This window comes from Planctomycetia bacterium, assembly GCA_034440135.1.
Lineage (GTDB): Bacteria > Planctomycetota > Planctomycetia > Pirellulales > JALHLM01 > JALHLM01.
This window is the reverse complement of the sequence record JAWXBP010000268.1, coordinates 1-20300: the sequence shown is the minus strand read 5'-3', so window position 1 is coordinate 20300 and position 20300 is coordinate 1. Positions and strand designations below refer to the sequence as shown.

20 protein-coding genes and 1 tRNA gene are annotated in these 20300 nt (G+C 62.1%); 5 read left to right on the top strand and 16 right to left on the bottom strand.

All coding sequences use genetic code 11. The features are described from left to right. Positions 1-841, bottom strand: an 841-nt coding sequence (locus SGJ19_16590) for a metallophosphoesterase (GenBank protein ID MDZ4781870.1), incomplete at its 3' end; no start/stop codon positions are given. A 257-nt stretch (positions 842-1098) separates the two neighbouring features. Between SGJ19_16590 and SGJ19_16585 the strand changes: the two genes are divergently transcribed. Next, the gene (locus tag SGJ19_16585) at positions 1099-2487 is read left to right on the top strand and encodes a DUF1598 domain-containing protein (protein ID MDZ4781869.1); all 1389 of its coding nucleotides are present in this window, start codon (positions 1099-1101) and stop codon (positions 2485-2487) included. A gap of 59 nt (positions 2488-2546) precedes the next feature. Here the strand turns inward: SGJ19_16585 and SGJ19_16580 are convergent, their stop codons facing one another. Further along, positions 2547-3020, bottom strand: coding sequence for a hypothetical protein (locus tag SGJ19_16580; protein ID MDZ4781868.1), 474 nt, complete (start codon positions 3018-3020; stop codon positions 2547-2549). A 108-nt stretch (positions 3021-3128) separates the two neighbouring features. Then, positions 3129-5360 (bottom strand): hypothetical protein, encoded by a 2232-nt coding sequence (locus SGJ19_16575; protein MDZ4781867.1) that lies wholly within the window; start codon positions 5358-5360, stop codon positions 3129-3131. Positions 5361-5753: 393 nt separating this feature from the next. Here SGJ19_16575 and SGJ19_16570 point away from each other — a divergent pair, with 393 nt between their 5' ends. Continuing rightward, complete coding sequence (locus SGJ19_16570; GenBank protein MDZ4781866.1) at positions 5754-6662, top strand: hypothetical protein; 909 nt, start codon at positions 5754-5756, stop codon at positions 6660-6662. A 145-nt stretch (positions 6663-6807) separates the two neighbouring features. Here the strand turns inward: SGJ19_16570 and SGJ19_16565 are convergent, their stop codons facing one another. The 6 genes from SGJ19_16565 to fabD all read right to left on the bottom strand — a co-directional run bounded on the left by SGJ19_16565 (position 6808) and on the right by fabD (position 13214). Further along, positions 6808-8232 carry a hypothetical protein gene (locus SGJ19_16565; GenBank protein MDZ4781865.1) on the bottom strand — a complete coding sequence of 475 codons (1425 nt, stop codon included), beginning with the start codon at positions 8230-8232 and terminating at the stop codon, positions 6808-6810. A 165-nt stretch (positions 8233-8397) separates the two neighbouring features. Further along, positions 8398-9141: an isoprenylcysteine carboxylmethyltransferase family protein gene (locus SGJ19_16560; protein MDZ4781864.1), complete on the bottom strand. Its 744-nt coding sequence runs from the start codon at positions 9139-9141 to the stop codon at positions 8398-8400. A 194-nt stretch (positions 9142-9335) separates the two neighbouring features. Next, a complete protein-coding gene (gene fabF / locus SGJ19_16555; protein MDZ4781863.1) occupies positions 9336-10586 on the bottom strand; it encodes a beta-ketoacyl-ACP synthase II in 1251 nt (416 codons plus the stop codon). A gap of 157 nt (positions 10587-10743) precedes the next feature. Further along, complete coding sequence (gene acpP / locus SGJ19_16550) at positions 10744-10986, bottom strand: acyl carrier protein (protein ID MDZ4781862.1); 243 nt, start codon at positions 10984-10986, stop codon at positions 10744-10746. A 311-nt stretch (positions 10987-11297) separates the two neighbouring features. Next, the gene (fabG, locus tag SGJ19_16545; protein MDZ4781861.1) at positions 11298-12068 is read right to left on the bottom strand and encodes a 3-oxoacyl-[acyl-carrier-protein] reductase; all 771 of its coding nucleotides are present in this window, start codon (positions 12066-12068) and stop codon (positions 11298-11300) included. Positions 12069-12308: 240 nt separating this feature from the next. Continuing rightward, positions 12309-13214: an ACP S-malonyltransferase gene (gene fabD / locus SGJ19_16540; GenBank protein ID MDZ4781860.1), complete on the bottom strand. Its 906-nt coding sequence runs from the start codon at positions 13212-13214 to the stop codon at positions 12309-12311. A 163-nt stretch (positions 13215-13377) separates the two neighbouring features. Between fabD and SGJ19_16535 the strand changes: the two genes are divergently transcribed. Then, positions 13378-13794: a DMT family protein gene (locus SGJ19_16535; GenBank protein MDZ4781859.1), complete on the top strand. Its 417-nt coding sequence runs from the start codon at positions 13378-13380 to the stop codon at positions 13792-13794. An 8-nt stretch (positions 13795-13802) separates the two neighbouring features. Here SGJ19_16535 and SGJ19_16530 read toward each other — a convergent pair whose 3' ends face one another. Both SGJ19_16530 and SGJ19_16525 read right to left on the bottom strand, forming a co-directional pair. Continuing rightward, positions 13803-15236 (bottom strand): hypothetical protein, encoded by a 1434-nt coding sequence (locus SGJ19_16530; GenBank protein ID MDZ4781858.1) that lies wholly within the window; start codon positions 15234-15236, stop codon positions 13803-13805. A gap of 38 nt (positions 15237-15274) precedes the next feature. Next, the gene (locus SGJ19_16525; GenBank protein ID MDZ4781857.1) at positions 15275-15964 is read right to left on the bottom strand and encodes a HEAT repeat domain-containing protein; all 690 of its coding nucleotides are present in this window, start codon (positions 15962-15964) and stop codon (positions 15275-15277) included. 239 nt (positions 15965-16203) lie between these two features. Between SGJ19_16525 and SGJ19_16520 the strand changes: the two genes are divergently transcribed. Next, the gene (locus SGJ19_16520) at positions 16204-16437 is read left to right on the top strand and encodes a hypothetical protein (protein ID MDZ4781856.1); all 234 of its coding nucleotides are present in this window, start codon (positions 16204-16206) and stop codon (positions 16435-16437) included. Between the two features lie 9 nt (positions 16438-16446). Here the strand turns inward: SGJ19_16520 and SGJ19_16515 are convergent, their stop codons facing one another. The 5 genes from SGJ19_16515 to SGJ19_16495 form a co-directional block, all read right to left on the bottom strand. Further along, a complete protein-coding gene (locus SGJ19_16515) occupies positions 16447-16659 on the bottom strand; it encodes a hypothetical protein (GenBank protein ID MDZ4781855.1) in 213 nt (70 codons plus the stop codon). A 43-nt stretch (positions 16660-16702) separates the two neighbouring features. Continuing rightward, entirely contained in the window at positions 16703-17866 is a 1164-nt protein-coding gene (locus SGJ19_16510) for a PEP-CTERM sorting domain-containing protein (GenBank protein MDZ4781854.1), read from the bottom strand. 143 nt (positions 17867-18009) lie between these two features. Further along, positions 18010-18810, bottom strand: a complete 801-nt coding sequence (locus SGJ19_16505; GenBank protein MDZ4781853.1) for a PEP-CTERM sorting domain-containing protein — start codon at positions 18808-18810, stop codon at positions 18010-18012. Positions 18811-18828: 18 nt separating this feature from the next. Continuing rightward, complete coding sequence (locus SGJ19_16500) at positions 18829-19077, bottom strand: hypothetical protein (GenBank protein MDZ4781852.1); 249 nt, start codon at positions 19075-19077, stop codon at positions 18829-18831. A gap of 71 nt (positions 19078-19148) precedes the next feature. Beyond that, positions 19149-19230 (bottom strand) — tRNA-Ser (locus SGJ19_16495). A 445-nt stretch (positions 19231-19675) separates the two neighbouring features. Here SGJ19_16495 and SGJ19_16490 point away from each other — a divergent pair. Then, positions 19676-20300: class I tRNA ligase family protein (locus tag SGJ19_16490; protein MDZ4781851.1), on the top strand; the 625-nt coding region annotated here is incomplete at its 3' end.

Sequence of the window (20300 nt, the reverse complement as noted above, 5' to 3'; positions counted from 1 at the left end):
GGTCGGCGTCGACCTCACCCAAAGCGAAATTGGGGCAATGTCCAAGTACGATGTGAAACTGCTCCGAAGGAGTGATTCGCACATCAGTTCGGAACGATTGCCGCATCGCCAGCCCGGTTACGGCGACCTCGCCCGCTTCGACTTGATCGTTGTGCTCGAACACGTGAACCGGAAATCCGTCAAAAATCTGCGGCCAGCGGGGATCGTCCACGTTGCCCCCGACCGCGAAAGAGCCGAGCGGCGGGCGCAAGTTGGTCCGTGCCAACTCCACGCTCAGAGCATCGCGCAGCGTTTCCCAGCGTTCTGGGCGGTGCTCCTGGAGGTAATCGCCGGCCCAAAGGATCATGTCTGGTTGCTGGCGTTTCACTTCGGCCAGCACGCGGCGTTCGTAATCGCCCATCGAGTCGGTCTGAAAATCGGCGATGACGACGATCTTCATCGGCTTCGTCAGCTTCGGCGACGAAATGGCGACATGATTGATTTCCAGCGCCGTCGGCTCGATGAAAAACGCGTCGATGCCCACGGCAGCGATGCCGGCTCCCGCTAGCAGTCCCGCGGTCGCCAAGCCTCGCGACCGCCGCCACACGAACGCCGAGGCAAAGATCAGCCAGACGGCCCCATGGACGAACAACCCCCAGCAAGCCAGACGCATCACGCCGAACGGATCCTCACCCAACCCGATGGCCGTCACGGCCCCCATTCCGGCTAGCAGGGCGATGGCCGGCGCAAGAAGTCTCAGCACCGACTTGTCCGCACCATTTGCCGGTCCTCTTCGGGCGACCATCCACAGGGTCAGCAAGTCGACGATTCCAATTACCAGGTTGTATGCCAGCGTGGTCAATTGCCAAGGCTCCGGAGACAATCGCGAAAGGGCATCTATCATCGAACTTTGTCACTACGAAGCCACCCGGAAAAACGCCTGAAAATCGTATTTCCTTGCTTTGCCAGTCCCCCCCAGTTATCATCAAAACATCGGGCTTTTCCCGGTAAACTTTTCCTAAGCTAACAACACGTCCCTATCGGAACCGGGCTGCCCTCGGTAGCCGGTGGGGGCGTCCCGGCCAACGCGTCACGGAAACGGTGAGGAGAGCAGCGACCATGGGTTTGCGCAACATTCTGCATTCATTGGCCGCTCTGGCGGTCGTCGCCCTGCTGACCGGCACCGCCGCGGCGCAGCTGCAGCCCGCTGCGGGCGTGATCGTCGATGCCGACGGCGTCCTCCGTACCAAGCTTTACGAAGACCCGACCGGCGCGCTCAGCCGCGAGCGGCTCCAAGCGGCCAAGGGCTCCCTCAGCCCCGAGGTCGCGGTTGCCAGCAAGCTCCGCAAGGTCTCGCTCACGCGCCTGGAAAAAGCCATCGAAAAGGCCCTCGCGGAAGGCCGCCAACCAACCGACGAAATGAAGTTTCTGGCCGGTCTGACCCGGGTTAAGTACGTCTTCTATTATCCCGAAACCAAGGACATCGTGATCGCCGGTCCCGCCGAAGGCTGGATGATCGACCTATCCGGTCGCCCAGTCGGCATCAACTCCGGCCGCTCGATTGCCGAGCTGCAAGACTTGATCGTCGCCTTGAGGGCTTACTCCCCGACGGCCGAAAGCTCGTCCGAAGAGGGCGACGCTCAGACGGTGATTGGCTGCTCCATCGATCCGACCCCGGAAGGCTTGCAGCAAATGCAGGCTTTCCTGACCCAGCTTGGCGGACACGCCACGCCGGACGACACGCAGTACATCGTCGATGGCCTCCGCACCGCGCTCGGCTTGCAGAAGGTCCGCGTGATGGGCATTAGCCCGAAGACGCACTTCGCCCAGGTGCTGGTGGAAGCCGATTATCGCATGAAACTCATCGGCATCGGCCTGGAACAACCGCCGATCAAAATGGCCAGCTACGTCGACCGCGCCAAGCCGCGCGACGTCAGCCGCAACGCTTTGCAACGCTGGTATTTCACGCCGGACTATCAATGCGTGAAAGTCAGTGAAAGCGGCGATGCGATGGAACTGGTCGGCGACGGCGTGAAACTGATCGGTGCCGACGAAATGGTCACCGGCGACGGGCAGCGAGTCAGCGCCGGCCGCGTCGATCGGGCCAGCGAAGCCTTTGTGACCGGGTTCACCCGCAGCTATCCGCAATTGGCGGATCGCGTTCCGGTCTACGCCCAGTTGCGGAACCTGGTCGATATGACCATCGCCGCGGCTTACCTCCGCGAGCATGATTTGTTCGGCCAGGCCGGCTGGACGATGTCGACCTTCGGCGACGAGAGCAAACTGCCGGTTGAAACCTGCAACGCCCCGGTCGAAGTGGAAACCGCGGTAGCCAGCATCTGGCGCGGCAACAAGCTCATGACCCCGGTCGGCGGCGGCGTGGTGATCGAAGCCGATCAGGCCCTCGACAGCACGAACGTCCAAGCCGACTCTAAGGGCGAAGTCAGTAAGGCCCGCGAATCGCAGGACCTCTCGAAGCTCGCCGTCGGCCAGTGGTGGTGGGACTGAGCGACGAAGAAGCGGAGAACGACGAGCTTAGCAACGTTGCCATTTCGTCGTTCCGCGTTCTACAGAAACATCCCCATGTAGCCGCCTTGCGACTCCATTTCCGCTTGGAGCTTGGCGATGCGCTCCTTCGTCTGCTGCAAGTCCCCCGCTTCGATGTAGCGGTTGAACTCAACGCTCACTGCTTTGGGCACCGTGTCGGTGAACCAGTTCACCACCGGCTCGGTCAGCCAGTCACAGGTTTCTTTGAGCAGCTTCACCGTCAGATCGCACTGCCGCGTGCGCTGATCCGCTTCGCCGGTCATCACCGTGCCATGGAAGCTGAACTGCAGCATTCCCTCGGCGCCGTTGGTGAGATGAAACACGCATTCGGCGTTGTACAGGAAGTACGTGTTATGCGCGCCATGTTTTTCGATAGCGTCCTTTACCCGTTCGCAGTGCTCGCGATACTTCGGCGAAGCGTCGATCGGAATGTCCATCCGCATTACGGAGCGCAAGGGCAAGCAATCGAACGAGATTTCGACGTAACGCGACATGAGCGATCTCGACGCTGAAGTGCATTGGACGCGACGTACAATCATAGTCTCCTTTCGCTCCGCGAAAGGGCGTTTCCTTTCGCGGAGCGAAAGGAGACTGTGCCGCGGCTAGCGATCGACGCTATCAGTCATCGCCACAGGAGCAAGCGCGTCGCCGGCCTGCCAGGAGATCATGAGCCACCCGTCATCGGCCACGGCTTGGGCGACTCGGAGCTCGCCCGCCTTGGCCATTTCGCCGCCCAGGACCAAGTGATCAATCTTGATCGTCTCGGGGAACGTCTTCTTTTCCTGGAATCGATTCTGCATCTCGCCCCGCAACGCCGTCTCACGAATCGAGAGCGTGCCTTGCTTCCCGGGGTCGCGTCCTGGTGGGAACACGGTCGGCTCCCCGTCGCGGACGAAGCGCCAGCCTTCCGGGCCTTGTTCGAGCCGGTAAATCGCGGTGATATCCATCGCGGTTTCGTGCAGCTTGCCGCCGACTTCGTACCGCACGCCATGTACGGTAACGCGAATCTTGCCGTCGTCCACGCGCACCGTCACGGGTCCCAGCTCGCGCGGCACGTCGTCCCCGGCCTGCGGCTGGCCGTCCTCGTCCGAGGCGAACGTCACCGACCAGGGCCCCGTGGCGGGATCAATCGCCACTTCCGGCGGCAGCGGTTCGTTGGCTTTTTCGGGACCCTGGAGGTTGCGGTAAATCTCAATTGCCCGCGTTTGCGTGAGCGTGCGTCCCAACAGAATGCCGCGCGTGATGTTGTTCACGGCCGATTCATGCAAGCTCAGCACCAGGTCGCTATTCGCGGGCATTTCCGGCGCCGGCCGATCCGCCGCCAGGCGATCACTCGCGCGGACTTCGCCGACGACATTTAATCCCGCGGCCGTCGTGGCGTATTGCAACCGTTCCGGCCAGAGGTCGTAACGCATCAACGGCGCGACGAACTTAGCCTGATAGCGCTCGTTGGCCTCGGTCAGACGCGCGCCCGCTTCGCTATCCAGCCGCGCGCGAATCCGCTCTTCGGCGTGACGTGCGGCGATCCGCTCGGCTTGCGCCTTGCTTTGCGCGGCACGCTTGTTGGCGGCTTTGAGGATGAACTTTCCAATCGGCCCATGTCGCCGAGTAGTGATGCCGTTGATCTTGGTATGCGTCTCCGCGTCTGCCTGCGACGGTCCGGCGTAGAGCCCGTCCGGCCGCAAAATCAAGGTCTTTTGCCCGTCGATCTTGGTGGCGCCGGACGAATGAATCTGCACCGGCCCGTTGTACCCCACGGTTTTGGTGTACGTCGTGCCATGCAGCATCAGCCGGAGCATCGCGTGCTGCGCCGAAGGCACCGAAACGATCTCACTGCGGCCGATGGTTCGCCCGGTACCGTGGATGTCAGTGCCAAGGATCATGTCCCGCACCGGCGCCACGTCGTCGACGTCGCGCGCGAGGGCTTTCGTCAAGAACGCCTGCGAGGCGTGCAGATTCAAGTTCGGCTGCGCGAAGTGCCGCCGCACGGCCCAGACCACGCGCGGCGCCTGGCCGTAGCGTTCGAGCTCGCTGACCGATTCGCCAATCAGCTCCAATTCAATCGGCGAAGGCTGCTGGGAAAAGCCTTCCAAACGCGTCGCCAAATCGTCCAGCAAGGCGTGAAACGTGGCGACCGATTCGTCGCCGACGGCGTTCAAATTGACCTGGTCCGCGTAGTCTCCAAGCGCGGAGCGCACCTCCACGAACGACGCCAGTTCCAGTCCAGCATGCGCGCCGACAAATCGGCCTTGAATCTCTTCCAGCTTGGCTACGTCAGGCTGATCGGCCGCGAGTTGGGCCTCCAATTCGTCACTTAGCAGGTGCTGGCGCCAATGACGGCCGTTTTCGCCGGCCTTTTGCAGCCGGGCGCTCAGCCGTTGAAACGCCGCTCGCGCTCGCTTACGAACGCGCCCCACCGTTTCGGGATTCGGGGGCGAAATTTGATCCTTGGCCCCCCGGACGAGCTCAGGCAGGTCCGCGGCAGGCACGTCGGCGAGCTCATTGAGCCAGTTTTCGAGGGCCAATCGCACTCGCTCGATCGGTACGGTCCGCGGCCCTGGAGTCACCGAAGTGTACTGCGAATAGATCTCGGCGATGGCAACCGGATTCGCCTGCTCCCCGTCCTGCAGAGCCTGCTGCAATTGATCGCTGCGCAGGAAGCGGTTCCACTTTTGTCCGTTCGCGCCGGAGCCGAGCCATTCGTTCAGATCTTCAAGCGCGGCAACCACTTCCGTGCGAGCGTCGGCGGCGGCAGCCGGCTTACTGGCGAGGGCGCAAAACAACCCCAATGCCAGCGCAAACAGGCGGGCGCGATCCGTCATCCATCGGTGCATAACTCAAGTCTCCTGACAGCAGGGCGCGGCGTACGGCGGGTTCCTACCTACCGAGAGTTTGGCTCGCTCCACGAGAGCGGCGAGCGACAGAACCCCTCCAATGGGCTGTTTACTACTGAGATGGGTGGTTGCATTTCCCGTGCTAGCAGGTAAAACGCCATGCACGGAACAACCCAAAGCGCGTAACGCGCAGGGTTAGTTGTAACCAACCCAGCCGGCATGACAAGCGCAATTCCTCCCTACCCCCCGACTTGTCACGCCTGAAGCGCGGAGCGCTTCATCCGAGCAACCTCGATCGCGCACCCGCCGAGGTTAATCCCCCACTGGTTTTCGCCACGCCGACCGCGCTTCCAAGCGCCGGCTGGCTGATCCCCTGCCTTACCAGGAGCATCCATGATCGGAACCACCACGCTGGTTGTCACCCTCGCCGCCTTGAGCTTGCCCCCCGCGGGCGAAGGACGCCTGCTGAACCTGCTGCGGCCCAACCAACGCCGAGAGCAGTCGCAACTGCTGCCCATCACCGACTACGCCACGGCCTACCGGACTGCCAAGCGAGAGCATAAGCAATTGCTGGTGTTCTTCCATCCGGCCGATAAGCCGTTTTTCAACGATGCCCGGCAGTATCGCGCCTTGAGCAACGCCAAATCCTGGAAGCAGCTTGACCGTTTCGTGCTGGCCAGCGTACCGCTCACGGAAACGCTCAAACAACGGGGCACGCCGAAACGGGTCGTCGATCACGCCGCGTTTGCTGATCTGCGTTCCGGTGGGGGCGTGGCGATCGTCGATCTGGAAAAGCCCAAAGCGGCCACCTACGGCCAGGTCGTTAGCCTGCTGCGATTCAATTCCGGCGGTTACTACACCTTTAAGCCGGCACACGTGCCCATGCTGCTGGAACTGCCGCGCGGCACGCTGACCCAGCGTAGCCTGATTCTGGCTGTCCGCATCCATCCGGAGCATCCGAATGGCGCGAGCGGCAAGTTCCACCAGGTGCTGGCCAAGGAAGCCATGAGCCACTCCCGCAATCAGGCCGGCATGGGCGTGCAGGGACACCACAACTGGGAGAGCCGCTTCCATCAAATCAATGCTCGGTTGCCGGGCGACGTTTCCGCGCAAGAAGTCGTGGCGGAAAGCTGGCCGGGCGAGGATTTGATGGACGCCTGCGTCGATTGCGTCGCGAGTTGGCGGCAATCGTCCGGGCACTGGAGCGCCGTGCGAGGCCGGCACCCGCTGTTCGGCTTCGACATCCAGCGCGGCGGCAATGGCATCTGGTACGCGACCGGCTTATTCGGCCGACGGAACTAACGGCGTCCGTGGAGACATAATTGCGATGGGTGCCACTGGCGGCTTGTCCGCCAGTGCGCGTTTGGCTCGGCCAGCGAGTCCATTTCAGTCACTGGCGGACAAGCCGCCAGTGGCACCCGATGCGCAGCGAGATGCGCTTCTGGCGTTAGTTTTCCAACTCCCGTAGCAAATCCTCGGCGCCGGCAGTGCCGGCGGATTTCGCGGCGTCCAACAATTTGCGGGCCTCGGCGCGATCGCCATCCGCATCGAGTAGATGAAACGCTGCGACAAACAGCGGCGTATTGGCGTCGTCGGGCTTTAACCAACGCTGCGCTAAGAACACCGCCAGCGGCGCCGGCAAACGCATTCGATCGTAGGCCCGATTGCGCCCGCCCTCGCGGATGATCAGCCGCTGCGGCGTGCGTTCGACGACGACCACGGTGCGCCCTTCCCGCTCGAACTCCGTGCCGGCGGAAAGTTGCGTAAAGCCCTCGTCGACGGCACGCCAGAAGCCTTTGAGATACTCCAACACCGCGCGATCATGGGCGACCATCTCGGCCGACACGGCGTCGATAGCCTCTAAATCCGCCAGATCCACTTGATCGGCGGCAGCTTCCACGTCTCCCTTGCCCATCGCCTTGCGCGCCGCCGCAAGCGTGGTCCTGGTGGCCGCCACATCCGCGTCGCCAGTAGCTGGCATTGTTTCGCTCGGAGCTGGATCGCTCGGCGTCTCCATCTCCGCCGGTTCCATTTCATCCGGAGGCGACGTCATTTCCTCGTCGGCGGGAGCGGTTACTTCACCTTCCGAATAAGGCGCCGTCACTTCCGTGGCGACGTTCTCCGGCGGTTCCTCGATTGGCAACAACTCACTCGCGGGTTCCGAATCGTCGGCGCTATCGTCGCTCGGTGGGGAACTATTTGCCGCCGCGACCTGTTCGTCCAGCGGCATTGGATTCTGCGCGGTTTGCGGCGTCGCGGGCTTCAACCAGTAGGGCAGCATGACTGCTCCCGACACGCCGATGAGGCCCATTGTGGCGCCAGCGATGAGCAGCGGCAGCCTCGCCATGGGCTTGCGCGGCGTTACCGCCACGGGCTGACGCACGACAATCGACGCTTCCGCCAATGGCGAAGCCGCAGCGATGGGAAGCGCGACCAGCGGTGGAGCGGCCAACTTCGCCGGCGGCGGAGGAGGCAACTCCGACGGCAAAGCGATCCCTTCCAGCGGCGCGTCTTCCTCGATCGGCTCGTCGTCGTCTTCATCAAACGCCCGAGGGGGCAACGAAATGCCCGCAGGCGCTGTCGGCTTCTTGGCGGCGTGTTCGCGACGTATTTGAGCGTCGTAAGTCGCTCGATCGGCCGCGGAGAGCAGGCAATTGCGTGCTCCGAGAATCTCTTGCGCCAAGCTCTTGGCAAGCGCCAAGCGTTCCTGGCTGGCCGTCTTACGCAGTTGTGCGATTCGCTGATCCGCGGCCAAGGCGACGCGCTGTGGGTCCGCTTCGAAACGGCTGAGGCCGAGCAGGGCGTAATGATCGGGCCGCCCAGCGCATTCGATGGCCAGCCACTCCGAATACGGATTAAAGCCGTCGCCCATTTGCTTACTCAGCCGGCCAGCGCGCCGCGAGACGGCGCCCTGCATTCAGACGCCGGAAGGCGCCGAATAGTTTTCGTCCCCGGCATCCCCCATTATCCCTTGCCGAGCGAATTGGCTCAAGCAATGCCTGGCAAAGGAAAACGAGCATCTTTGCGTTGACGGGGCTTACCGGCCGGCTTCTGCAAGTAACCTCGTATGCCGTTTGAGCGAGCGCAATCCGACATAGACGACGACCGCCAGCGGAATCAGCACCCGCCAATGGGTTTCGATTTCCAGGCGGCCTTCGACGATGGCGTGCTCCAGCACTTCCAAGCCGGCGAAGGCCATCAGAATGCCGAACAGGGCCGTGTATTCGCGACGCAGCACGTTGCGCCAGGAAAACGGCAGTGTCGGCTGCTGCCAACCGGTCAATCGCGGGATAAAGGCCGGCGTTTGCGCCGCCCAGCGAACGTACTCCGCGCCGAATTTGCGCCGCAGGAACTCTTCCTCGGCGAACATGATCCGCTCGTAATACAGCCAGTAGACGAGACAGAACACCATCAACAGCCAGGCGTTGTGAAAGAACAACGGAATACCCAGCCAGATCAAGAAATTGCCCACGTACAGCGGGTGCCGCACCACCGAGTACATGCCGGCGACGTTCAGTTGTTCGGCGATCTGACCGGCAGCGGTATTGCGGCCCGAGGTGCCCTTCGGCGCATAACCGACGACCAGCGCCCGGACCACCAGCCCGGAGCAAGAGACCAGCAGACAGCCGGCCATGAGCGCCTCCTGGAACGCGTGCTCCTCGCCCGCGTAGCGGAAATCAACGACCGCCCAGGCGAACAACAAGCACAGGCCGATCGGCAAGTAACTGCGCCAGCGAAACAGCCAATTCCCTTGAGCCTCCCACTCTTCACGCAGCGGCATACGATCCCTCGAATGCAAGTTTCCATTTCTTCTGTAGCCGAGGTCTGTGACCTCGGCCGCGCCGAACGCTGTCAACGGCGCCATGTGCGGGGAGAAGGTAAGCCGACAGTGGCTTAGGCGTCAATCGCAGGCAAAGCGAATTAACGGTTTTGAGCAGCGCAACACGTGCGTTATCGATGCGCCTAGCGCGCGAATTACGCCTGGCCGTTGCGGACCTGGCCGATGATCACCGACGCATTATGCCCGCCGAAGCCGAAGCTGTTCGACATCGCGGCGGTGAGCTTACGTTCGCGCGGCTCGTTGGGCGTATAATCGAGATCGCAATTCGGGTCAGCGTTCTCGAAATTCGACGTCGGCGGAATCACCGACTTCGTGAGCGCGAGGGCCGTGAGGATCAGCTCCACGCCGCCGCTGGCGCCGAGTAAGTGCCCTAATTGGCTCTTGGTGCTCGACACACTCAATTTCTTGGCCAAATCGCCGAACACCGTTTTGATGGCGATCGTTTCGGCCTGATCTCCCAGCGGCGTGCTGGTGCCGTGGGCGTTGATGTAACCGATGTCTTCCAAGGCGATCTTCGCGTCGCGAATCGCGCCCTGCATGGCCCTGGCTGCGCCGGTGCCGTGTTGATCGGGCTGCGTGATGTGGCCGCCGTCGGCGCTGGCGCCGTAGCCCAACAATTCACCGTAAATCCGCGCGCCCCGCTTCTTGGCGTGTTCCAATTCTTCCAGCACCAGGATGCCGGCGCCCTCGGAGAGCACGAAGCCATCGCGTTCCCGATCAAACGGCCGGCTGGCGTGGGTCGGATCGTCGTTGCGCTCCGAAAGTGCGCGCATCGAAGCGAAGGCGCTGATGCCCATCGGCGTCAGCGCGGCTTCGGTGCCGCCGGAGACCATGATATCGGCGTCGTCGTATTGAATCGCTTTGAAGGAGTCGCCGATCGCGTTGGTCGCGCTGGCGCAAGCCGTGGCCACCGCCGCGCTCGGACCGCGCAGGCCATATTGAATCGAGACGTGCCCGCAGGCGGCGTTGACCATCAACTTGGGAATCGTGAACGCCGAGACTTTATCCGGCCCTTTTTCCAGCAGCCGGGAATGCTGCGTTTCGATCTCCTGCAGGCCGCCGATGCCGGAGCCCAGGATCACGCCGCAGCGGTAAGGGTCTTCGTTCGCGAAGTCGATTCCGGAATCGCGGACCGCGTCGATCGCGCCGACGAGCGCGAATTGCGTAAAACGATCGATCCGTTTCGCTTCTTTGGGCGGCAGGTATTCGGTGGTGTCCCAGTGGGACAATTCGCCGCCGAAGCGGACGCGGAAATTCGTGGTGTCGAAGCGAAGGATCGGTCCGATACCGCTTTCGCAGGCGAGAATGCGCCTCCACAACTCGTCGACCTTGCAGGCCAACGAAGTGACAACTCCCAATCCGGTGACGACAACGCGACGTTTCATGACCAACGATCCGCCCAAAAGAAGCTCCGCTTTCCGGGTGAGCGATTACCGCACTGGGCGATCCAGCGATTCAGCAATCCCATGACGCGCAAGGGCTCGCGACTCCTCGCCGCGCGCATCGGCAACGCCGCAAAAACGCGACGATGCGCAATCGCGACTAGGCGCCGGCTTGCGTTTTTTCGATGTGCTCGATCGCCTGGCCGACCGTCTGAATCTTCTCGGCCGCGTCGTCAGGAATATTGATGCCGAACTCTTCTTCGAGTTCCATCACCAATTCTACGGTGTCCAGTGAGTCCGCGCCCAAGTCCTGAACGAACGAGGTTTCGGGCGTGATCTGATCTTTGCTGACGCCCAATTGCTCGGAGACAATCTCGATGACTCGCTCTTTAACTGATGCCACCTGGTCCGTCCTCCTGGAAATCCAATGTTCTCGATCGCAGACGCCCACCGATGAGGCGTGCCGTCCGAAGTTTGCGATGTTCCGCCAATGCCCCAAAGCCCCGTGGCATGGCAGACCGGAAGCTACCCAAAATAGGGCCGCCCCGATAAGTTGGTCAAGGTATACCCGGTTTAACGGCGGCTGTAAATACGGGATTGTCGCTTGCCGGCAGGTCGGAAGGCGATACGCCGCAATGGGTTCCGCATTATGAATGCAGAATGACGATTCGCTTCTCCAAATCATCGTTCGTCATTCTGCCGTCGCCATTTCCCTTACGCAGTCATCCCCCCGTCGACCGTGATTACCTGTCCCGTGATGTAACTGGCTCCTTTGCTGGCCAGAAATAACACGGCCGCCGCCACGTCTTCGGCCGTACCAATCCGTTTGGCGGGAATCCGCTTCTTCACTTCTTCGAGAATCGCCTCGCCCAGCTTCTCCGTCATGTCGCTGGCGATGAAGCCTGGCGCTACGGCGTTGACCGTCACTTTGCGCCCCGCCAGCTCGCGCGCCACGGTCCGCGTGAAGCCGATCATGCCGGCCTTTGACGCGGAATAATTCGCTTGCCCCGGATTGCCCATCAAGCCGGACACGCTGGAAATGTTAATCACCCGCCCGTAGCGGGCCTGCATCATCACGCGCGTCGCAGCGCGGGTGAACAGAAACGTGCCGCGCAGATTGGTATTCAGCACGTCGTCCCACTGCTCGTCCGTCATCCGCGGCAAGAGCGTATCGCGGGTAATGCCGGCGTTGTTGACCAAGATGTGCAAGCCGCCGAGCCGTTCCGCGACGTCGTCGATCAGGGCCCCAACCTTCTCGCCGCTGGTTACATCGCAGGCCATCACCTCGGCCGTACCGCCTGCTTCTCGAATCGCCGAGGCGGTGGCTTCCAGCTTTTCCACATTCCGCGCGACGCAGACCACCGTGGCGCCCCCCCGCGCGAGCTCCAGAGCGATCGCTTTCCCGATCCCTTGCGAGGCTCCGGTCACGAGGGCAATCTGCCCGGAAAGATCGACACGCAATTCACCGCTGGCTGGTTCAGGCATGGCAGGCAACGCAGTTCAAGGACTTCGCGGAAAACCGAGCAGGATACCGAAATCGGGCTGCAAAGGACAGACTCCAGTCATGCCAACCAAGGCGGATCGGTGCTTGGCTGTGGGAGGCGTCTCAGACGCCGATGCCAACGGTGCGGGCATTGAGCTTCGGGCGCCTGTTGTGAGAAGTGCCGAATCCATCGGCGTCGGAGACGCCTCCCACCGTCGTTCAAGCCACCCAGGTTTCGCCGGCTATTCCCCCACTCCCTCGCAGGCCAGCTTGCGGTCGATTCGCTTCAGCAGCCCGCGGAGTACGCGGCCGGGGCCGAGTTCGTAGAACGGATCGTGTCCCTGGGCGATGAGATAGCGCAAGCTGTCTTCCCAATGGACTGCGCTGACGACCTGCCGGACGAGCAGCGCGCGGATTGCTTCCGGATCGTCGTGCGGTAGCGCGTCGACGTTGGAAACGACCGGGATTCGCGGCGCGCTCATCGTCACGTCGCGAAGTGCTTTGGTGAGGCGCTCCACCGCCGGCTGCATGATCGCCGTGTGAAAAGCGCCCGCGACGGATAGCCGGACGTAGCGCACGCCATCCTGCTCGGCCTGGGCGACGAATCGATCAAGCGCCGCCGCGCCGCCGCTGATGGCGATATTGCCGGGACAGAGCAGATTGGCGATTTGCAGCACGTCGTCGCCCCGCGCCGCGTCGCACATGGCGGCGAGCGGTTCTGGCTCCACACCGAGCACGCTGACCATCCCGCTCGGACGCAGTTCGGCCGCGGCCTGCATCGCGGCGCCGCGCTCGGCGACAAGGCGGAGGCCGTCATCAAAAGTCATCACGCCCGCGAAGACCAACGCCGTGTATTCGCCGAGACTCAACCCGGCCGCGGCCTGACATTGCTCCACGATTTCGGGCGAATCGTACCGCAACTTTTCCAGCGCCGCCAGGCTGCAAACGAACAACGCCGGCTGGCTATGCACGGTGCTATCGAGCTTCTCCTGCGGTCCATCGAAACAGAGTTGTGCCAGGTCATAACCCAGCAGCGCATTCGCCCGATCGAACAGCGCCCGCGCGGCCGGCAGTTGCTCGGCCAGCGCCTTGCCCATTCCAACTAACTGCGCGCCTTGTCCCGGAAAGAGAAATGCAACCTTTGCCACGCCTTCACCCACGCTTTATTTGAGCCGAGAATCGTTACCGTCCCTTCGTTTCTACCAGACCGGTGCGGCACGGCAACCCGGCCGACGCGGCGCGCCTTGCGGTGTGGCGAAACGTCTGCCCATGATGGTTCTACGAAGTTCGACTCGTCCAGGAGTTCGCCGCATGCGCGCCGTGTTGGTTCCGTTGATGATCGCTCTATCCGGAGCGTTCATGTCCGTCGCCTGGCTGGGGCATTTGCGCATCCGGCACATGGGCTTTTGGGTCGCCTTGGGGCTGAGTTGGATGATCGTCCTGCCCGAGTACGTGCTGAACGTGCTCGCTACGCGCTACGGGCACGGCACGTACACCGGCGCGCAGATGGCCGGCTTCCACCTGGCCTCCGGGGTCGTCTGCGTGACGCTCGTCTCCCGCTACTTGCTGGGTGAGACGTTGAACACCCGGCATATTTCCGGACTCGTCTTCCTGACGGTCGGCATGCTGTTGCTGTTGTCCGGAGAACCCGGCGTAGAGGCCGCCGCAAAAGCGCGGTCAGTTCAAACCGGGGTGGCGCAACCGCCTGTAGCTTCGAGCGCCAAGTAAGCGGCGGACTATTTCCGCGTCGCGGATTCGGTCGATGCCGCGGCGTCTTGATCGTCGGGCTCGTCGATTTCCGCCGACTTCTTCGCCGTCTCGATCGCATCTAGTTCGGCGTCCGAAAGTGCCTTGTCACCTTCGCCGACGGCCGCCTTGGCTACATCGGCCATCGGCAACGCTTCATTTTCGGCGGTGACGAAGACGCGTTCGTCGTACAGCGCCAGGGCATGCAACGCGTGACCGAGGGGGCCGATTTTCCACTCCGCGCGGCGATCTTCCAGCAGCAACGTGGCCAGGAAGTCGATCGCCTTGGCCATGCGGGGATCGTCGAGATGCTCCTCGGGCACGGAGTAGGCGAGCCATTCCGTGATGTGCCCCGTGGTCTGCAACTTGCGGTCTTTGAGCTCGCGATTGCCGCGTCCGGCGAACCACTCCGTGCTAAACGACCCGTCCTCGTTCTGCAAACTGAAGGCGTAGCGATGGTAGTCGCGGAGATATTTGTCGGCGCGCAGGTATTCGCCGTCGATCGGTTGATCCAACTCTTTGCGACGACTTACCGCGTAGCTGATGCCCATCAGGCGATGCGTGCCGCCGCAGGCTGCGCCGCGAATCGGCGAGCCAATTTCGTCGCGCAGCACGCGTTCGATGGTCCAAGTTTCGCCGCGGTCGTTTTTCCACTTGGCGCCGGGTTCGAGGTAGTGCATGAAGGCCATCAGCTTGAACGTCAGCTCTTCGCCGGCGCGGCAGGTGCGCTGCTCAGTGCGGATCAGGTCTTCGACAGTGAATTTGCGCCCTTCGACTACGATCGGAAAATCGCGCGGGATGTCGCGTTGCGCGAGAATCGCCAGAAACTGGCCGTAATGACCCTGCACGCCTTTCGCGCGGCGGAGGGCCATTTTGCCCCGCTCCAGGTGCATCAACTGCATGCCGCGCGAAGGCTTGTTGTCGCAAAGCCAGCGGACGGCGTCGACTTTTTCGCCTTGCGGTCCGCCTTTGTGTACCAAAGTCTCAGGGCCGAAGGCGATGATCTGATGAAACATCTCCCACGGCGTGTGATCGCGCGTGTTGAGATGCCGGCGATAGTAGACGCCGAGAGCCGTGCGGACTTTTTTCTTGAGCGCGTCCACTGCGGGCGCAGTGGACTCGACGGACGCCTTATCCGGCGCTTCCTCGGTTTCTTCCGCATCTTCGGCGACGGCCGGCATGCTGCCGCCGTCGCCGGCCACCGCTTCCTCGTCATCGGGAAGCGTCTTTTGCGGGGCGCGTTGATCCTTGAACAACTCGGCGGAGAACTTGGGATCGATTAGCAGCGACTCCACGGCCTCGTCGAGCGCATTGGGCTGATCTTCTTGGTCGGGATCGTCGCTCCACGCGGGTGCGCCGACGGCCAACGTCAACAATCCGATCAGTACGAAGATCGCGCCGCCACGCGAAAGTCGAAACCACATGGATTGAAACACAGAATGCACGAGCGCCGCGCGTGGCATTATTTCCACCAGCCCCAGAGTTGGGCGGTGAGACTCGGCGATTCCACCTGCGGTTCCCGGCCCGAGGCGTACTCGCGCCAAGCGTTCACGTCATTGCCGAAGTTACGCCCGGAGACGGAACGCATCGATTCGACTGCTGTGATCTGAATCGCGGGGTCGTCGCTCTCCAGCGCCGGCTGCAAGGCCTGCACCGCGCTGCTTTCGCCGGTCGTGCCGAGCGCCTTAACCGCCGCCATGCGCACATCGAGATTTTCATCGCTTTCCACCAGGCCGGAGAGCACCTGGACGGCCTCCACGCCGCCGTATGCGCCCCAGGCATCGCAGCAAGCGATGCGCACTTCTGCATCGGGATCTTGCATCGCTTGCCGCAACGACTGCGCCGCCATCGGGCAGGCGTTCGCGCCGAGCGCCTTCACGACTTCGCAGCGGACAAGTGGATCAGTTTCGTTCGGCAGGGCTTGAGCCCATTGCGAGGCAAACTGCGCGCGCTCGTCCGCCGTTCGGGACTTCCCTAACGCGGCTTGCGCGCGGAGGTCTTCCATTCGTTCGGAGGGAGTCTTAATTCCTGAGGTGTTCTTTTCCGCGAATGGCCCCACGGCCGGCAGGAATTCGAACAGATCCGGAATATCGTCCTTCGCGCAGCCCGCGAGCGCGAGTGATAACAATAGAGTTGGCAAGCACTTGCGCATCGGATTCGTGACCCGGGGAGGATGCGGAGACGCCGGAAAGCGGCGGGACTATAGCAATCAGTGAAACCTGACGGAAGAGATGGTTCGCAACGACGGAAACCTAGGAAAACCAGGCGATACCGGTGAATTGAGATATGCATTTGGCGGCCCTCCGCGTAATATTCAGTGCGGGGGCAGATTGCGTTGCCAAACTGTGTGCATGGAGCATGCATTCGCTCGTCAATCGGGAGTTCTCCCAAGTGAATGGCCCACACGCCAAGACGATGCTGCATGTCGAGCGCTCGCTCGACGACGCCCTGGTGTTCTTCCAGGGCGATGAGCCTCTCGGCCGCTACAACGAAGACGCCCTGGATCTGGCCGAAAACGTCGAACGCCTGTGCGCTCGGCAGAATACTCCTGGCTGGAGCGAACGAGCTTTTGCTGTCGCGCGCCGCCTGATGAGTTGGCGACGAACTTCGCGCGTGGCGCCTTAGCAACTTGTCCTACCAGCCTAAGCTGCGCACCAGCCAGCCGATGGCGAAAGCGATTGCGCCGAACAGCGGGCCCGTGAACCAGTACGCGCGGTTCTTGTTGATCGCCGCCAGCACGCTGGCGACGATCAAACCCGCCACCAGGCAACCGGTGACGATCATGGCCCACACGAAGAGATTGGCCATCGCCAATCCACTGAAATCCGACGCCAGCAGGATGTGCATGTCTTGATCCTCCGCCGGCAGGGGCGTGTAGGACCCTCAGTTATCACGCACGCCGGCGCGCCGACGCGATGGCAGCGACCAGGCCGACGATCCCCAAGGCGATTGTCGCTGGCTCTGGGACGGGGGTGATCGAGCCGGCGCCGAAGTTGTTGCGTACGCTGTTCAGATCGTCGATGCCCACCTGTTGATCGTCGTTCACGTCGCCAGCGAGACCGTCGCCGACGCGTCCAAAGTTATTGCGGACGTGATTAAGGTCGACAATGTCGACCCGCTGGTCGTCGTTGGTATCGCCGGCGAGCACAGCGCCGGGTCCGAATTCCAGGTCGGCCGGCGCGAACAGCGTGGAAAAGGAATCGTAGACAAGCACGGCTTTGCCGCCGTCGATGTCCGCGCTCAGGATTTGTCCGCGTCCGTTGGTGCCCAACGTGTCGCCGAAGTACAACTGGCCGGCGTTGAAATCGATCGCCAGACCCGCGGGACGTCCGAAACCGCGGCTGACCAGCGTCGTCTGATCGCCGCCGGACAGCGATGACTTCTGCACCAGGCTGCCAGTCGCATTCGTCCAAAACACGCCGCCCGATTCCAGGTCCAATTTGATCTTGTTGATTTCGCCGGGCCCAGCGAGTTCGAAATGATGAACCGCGTCGGATGGGCCAGACGCGCCACCAGCCGGCATCGAATTGAGATGCCGCCCATTGGACCAATAAATGCGCCCGCCGATCCGGTCCAGGGCGATGCTATGTACGTCATCCGCGCGGACGAGTGGATCGACGCCCACGAGCGCATCCAGGATACCCTGGGAGACCAGCGTGGTCGCTCCGGCGCCGTCCAGCGTCGCCCGCTTGATCCCGGCCGTTCCTTCGACGGACCAGTACATGTTTTCCGCGGACATATCGAGCACGATGTCCGACGGCACGGAACCGCCGGCCGGTCCCAAGCTGGTGAGCCCCGTGCCGTCTAGATTGATGCGTTGCAGCGTGCTGCCAGACGAAAAGAACGCGCGACCATTCGCCCGATCGATGGCCAAGGCCCGGGGATCGGCAATCGTGGGGAAGGTGACAATCGGGTCTAAATCGGTCCCGTCGGTGCGAATGCGACTGACCTGATCGCCATAGCCAGGATCGGTGAAGTAGATCTGTCCGGCCCGAACTTGCGCCAGACTTGTGAGCACACAGAAAGCCAACGACGCCCCGAAGATTCGCGACATGCGACTGCCCTCGCCATGAAGAGAAGAATGCAGGGCAAAGACGATTCAAGCGAACGCTGACGCCTGCCCTCGACCGAGACAGCAACACGGGCGGGCGGAATCGGAAATCCAGGGAGTGGGTGGATTATGCGGGAGCGTCGCTCTTACACAGTCCGTAAGGGGCACCGTCGCCATCGGTAGCATCCGACAAGCAGTATCGCCGCGCCCGTGCTCAGCAGCCCAAGGCTGCTCGGCTCCGGCACAATCTCGATAGTGAAATTAGCGGGCGGCCCGCCGGTGGTGCCGACAGCGCTCAGCAGCAATTCCGCATTGAACGTACTGCCCTCGAGGACGGTCGCTGTCACCAGGCCTGCAATTCCGGGCGTGCCGGGGATTTCGAGAAACGTTGAGCCAATGTATTCGCCTTCGAGGTGCGGTCCGAAGTACGGCGCAATTCCAAGCGACAGTCGCGGATCCGTTGACCAGTCCGTCCCCGGTGGATTGCCTGTAAAGAAACCTTTCGGGTTCGACTCAATCAGGATGAGTTTCAGGTCCGCACCAATCAGGCCCGCGTCCCTATTGCTGTCCCATTTGGGCACGAGTCCGCCTGGCCGCTCGCTATCGAGATCAAAGGGCGGCGGACCATCGGGCACCCAACCGGGATACTCCATCGCTTGTTGAACACCGTCCAAGTCGATATTGCACACCACATTGCCGAAGCCAAGTTGGCCATCGACCAGGTCTTCAATCGTCATCAAATAGTCGAATTGCAAGACGTACTTAGCAGCGCTCGGTCGCAAGCGGACCGCTTCCAGCGGCTGAATCGACTTGATGGCCGACGAATCCGCCGGAGTGAAATCCGGTTTTAGTACCGCCGCCAATTTTGGGCGGACGTGAATCACGGCGGCATTCGACGAATCGGCCAGGCCGTAGAGAATAAGCAAGGTCGCCAAGCAGCGCTTCATACCTTGTCCTCCTGTCAGCTACTTCCCGGCCTGGTCATCTCGCTCCGGACGCACCGCCTCATCGCGAACCATTTCGACGTGTTGGATCGATGGCTGGGTCAGGCGGGTCAATTCATTAAACACACCCGAAGCTCCGCCGCCAGACGGCGGGTTGCGCTGACTAACGAGATAGCCGCGCTGGTCGAGGCAAGCGTAGGCGCGGTAAAAGAGCCACGGCGCCAGCACGAGGCCGGCGCATATGCCCGCGCGAAGAACGACGGACGTCATGGACATAGGCACCCCCGGCGCGCCGCAACGCGCCTCGTGCATTAAAGGCCGGCCGATTCCCGGCCAGAAAGCGGAGGGCAAGGGATTCGAACCCTCAACCGGTTGCCCGGCAACTGATTTCGAGTCAGTCCGCTAACCATTCGCTTACCCTCCGATCGAACGCCACCAATTTACTGTAACCCCCGGTAGGGGACAAGGTTCGCGCTCCCAACGGATTTTTGCCCGCGAAACACGCGAAACACGCGAAAAGGGAAGGCGGCGGAGAGAAGAATTGGTCCACTGAAAACACGGAAGGGCACGGAAGGGGAATGGCTGATGTTGGAATTCTGCTCTTCTATGGATCATTGCATCTGTGGCCGGAAAGGGACTCGCCGGTGCCTGCCCCGCCTCGCAACTATCCTTTCCGAGACCGTTCGTGTTTTCCGTGGACCGGTTTTCGCTCCCCTCCTTTTTCGTGTGTTTCGCGTGTTTCGCGGGCGCCCTTCCTCGGTCACCAGTCAAATTGTCGCTTCTTGCGATTGCCGTTAGAATCGCTCGCTTCGCTTTCAAGTGCTCTTGAACGCTCAACTTGCGATTTCAACCCGACGTACGGACCCACATGCCGCGCTATAACCCCGCCGTGATCGAGCCGAAGTGGCAGCAGTTTTGGGAGGGGAATCGGACCTTCGCCACGCCGCGGCTGCCGGTTGGCTCGAAGCTGTACGTGCTCGACATGTTCCCGTATCCCTCGGGGGATGGCCTGCACGTGGGGCATCCCGAGGGGCAAACGGCGACCGATATCGTCTGCCGATACCAGCGGATGCGGGGGCGTTCTGTGATGCACCCAATGGGCTGGGACGCCTTTGGGCTGCCGGCCGAGCAGCACGCCATCAAGACCGGCACGCCGCCGCGGATCACGACCGAGAAGAACATCGGTACCTTCCGTCGCCAGGAGAAAATGCTCGGTTTCAGCTACGACTGGGACCGGGAACTCGCCACGACCGACGTGGAGTACTTCCGCTGGACGCAGTGGATCTTTCTGGTGCTGTTCGACACCTGGTTCGATGTGGAGCAGCAAAAAGGGCGGCCGATCGCCGAGTTGCCAATTCCGGCCGACATCAAAGCGGCCGGCGCGGACACCGTGCGGAAGTATCAGGATGAAAACCGCCTCGCCTATCAGCTCGAAGCCCCGGTGAATTGGTGCCCGAACTTGGGGACCGTCTTGGCCAACGAAGAAGTGGTGC

Excerpts from the sequence above, each read along its gene's own strand:
- SGJ19_16585 (MDZ4781869.1), top strand. The coding sequence starts at position 1,099 with ATGGGTTTGCGCAACATTCTGCATTCATTGGCCGCTCTGGCGGTCGTC.
- SGJ19_16580 (MDZ4781868.1), bottom strand. The coding sequence starts at position 3,020 with ATGTCGCGTTACGTCGAAATCTCGTTCGATTGCTTGCCCTTGCGCTCC.
- SGJ19_16575 (MDZ4781867.1), bottom strand. The coding sequence starts at position 5,360 with ATGCACCGATGGATGACGGATCGCGCCCGCCTGTTTGCGCTGGCATTG.
- SGJ19_16570 (MDZ4781866.1), top strand. The coding sequence starts at position 5,754 with ATGATCGGAACCACCACGCTGGTTGTCACCCTCGCCGCCTTGAGCTTG.
- SGJ19_16565 (MDZ4781865.1), bottom strand. The coding sequence starts at position 8,232 with ATGGGCGACGGCTTTAATCCGTATTCGGAGTGGCTGGCCATCGAATGC.
- SGJ19_16560 (MDZ4781864.1), bottom strand. The coding sequence starts at position 9,141 with ATGCCGCTGCGTGAAGAGTGGGAGGCTCAAGGGAATTGGCTGTTTCGC.
- fabF (MDZ4781863.1), bottom strand. The coding sequence starts at position 10,586 with ATGAAACGTCGCGTTGTCGTCACCGGATTGGGAGTTGTCACTTCGTTG.
- fabG (MDZ4781861.1), bottom strand. The coding sequence starts at position 12,068 with ATGCCTGAACCAGCCAGCGGTGAATTGCGTGTCGATCTTTCCGGGCAG.
- SGJ19_16535 (MDZ4781859.1), top strand. The coding sequence starts at position 13,378 with ATGCGCGCCGTGTTGGTTCCGTTGATGATCGCTCTATCCGGAGCGTTC.
- SGJ19_16530 (MDZ4781858.1), bottom strand. The coding sequence starts at position 15,236 with ATGTGGTTTCGACTTTCGCGTGGCGGCGCGATCTTCGTACTGATCGGA.
- SGJ19_16525 (MDZ4781857.1), bottom strand. The coding sequence starts at position 15,964 with ATGCGCAAGTGCTTGCCAACTCTATTGTTATCACTCGCGCTCGCGGGC.
- SGJ19_16515 (MDZ4781855.1), bottom strand. The coding sequence starts at position 16,659 with ATGCACATCCTGCTGGCGTCGGATTTCAGTGGATTGGCGATGGCCAAT.
- SGJ19_16510 (MDZ4781854.1), bottom strand. The coding sequence starts at position 17,866 with ATGTCGCGAATCTTCGGGGCGTCGTTGGCTTTCTGTGTGCTCACAAGT.
- SGJ19_16505 (MDZ4781853.1), bottom strand. The coding sequence starts at position 18,810 with ATGAAGCGCTGCTTGGCGACCTTGCTTATTCTCTACGGCCTGGCCGAT.
- SGJ19_16500 (MDZ4781852.1), bottom strand. The coding sequence starts at position 19,077 with ATGACGTCCGTCGTTCTTCGCGCGGGCATATGCGCCGGCCTCGTGCTG.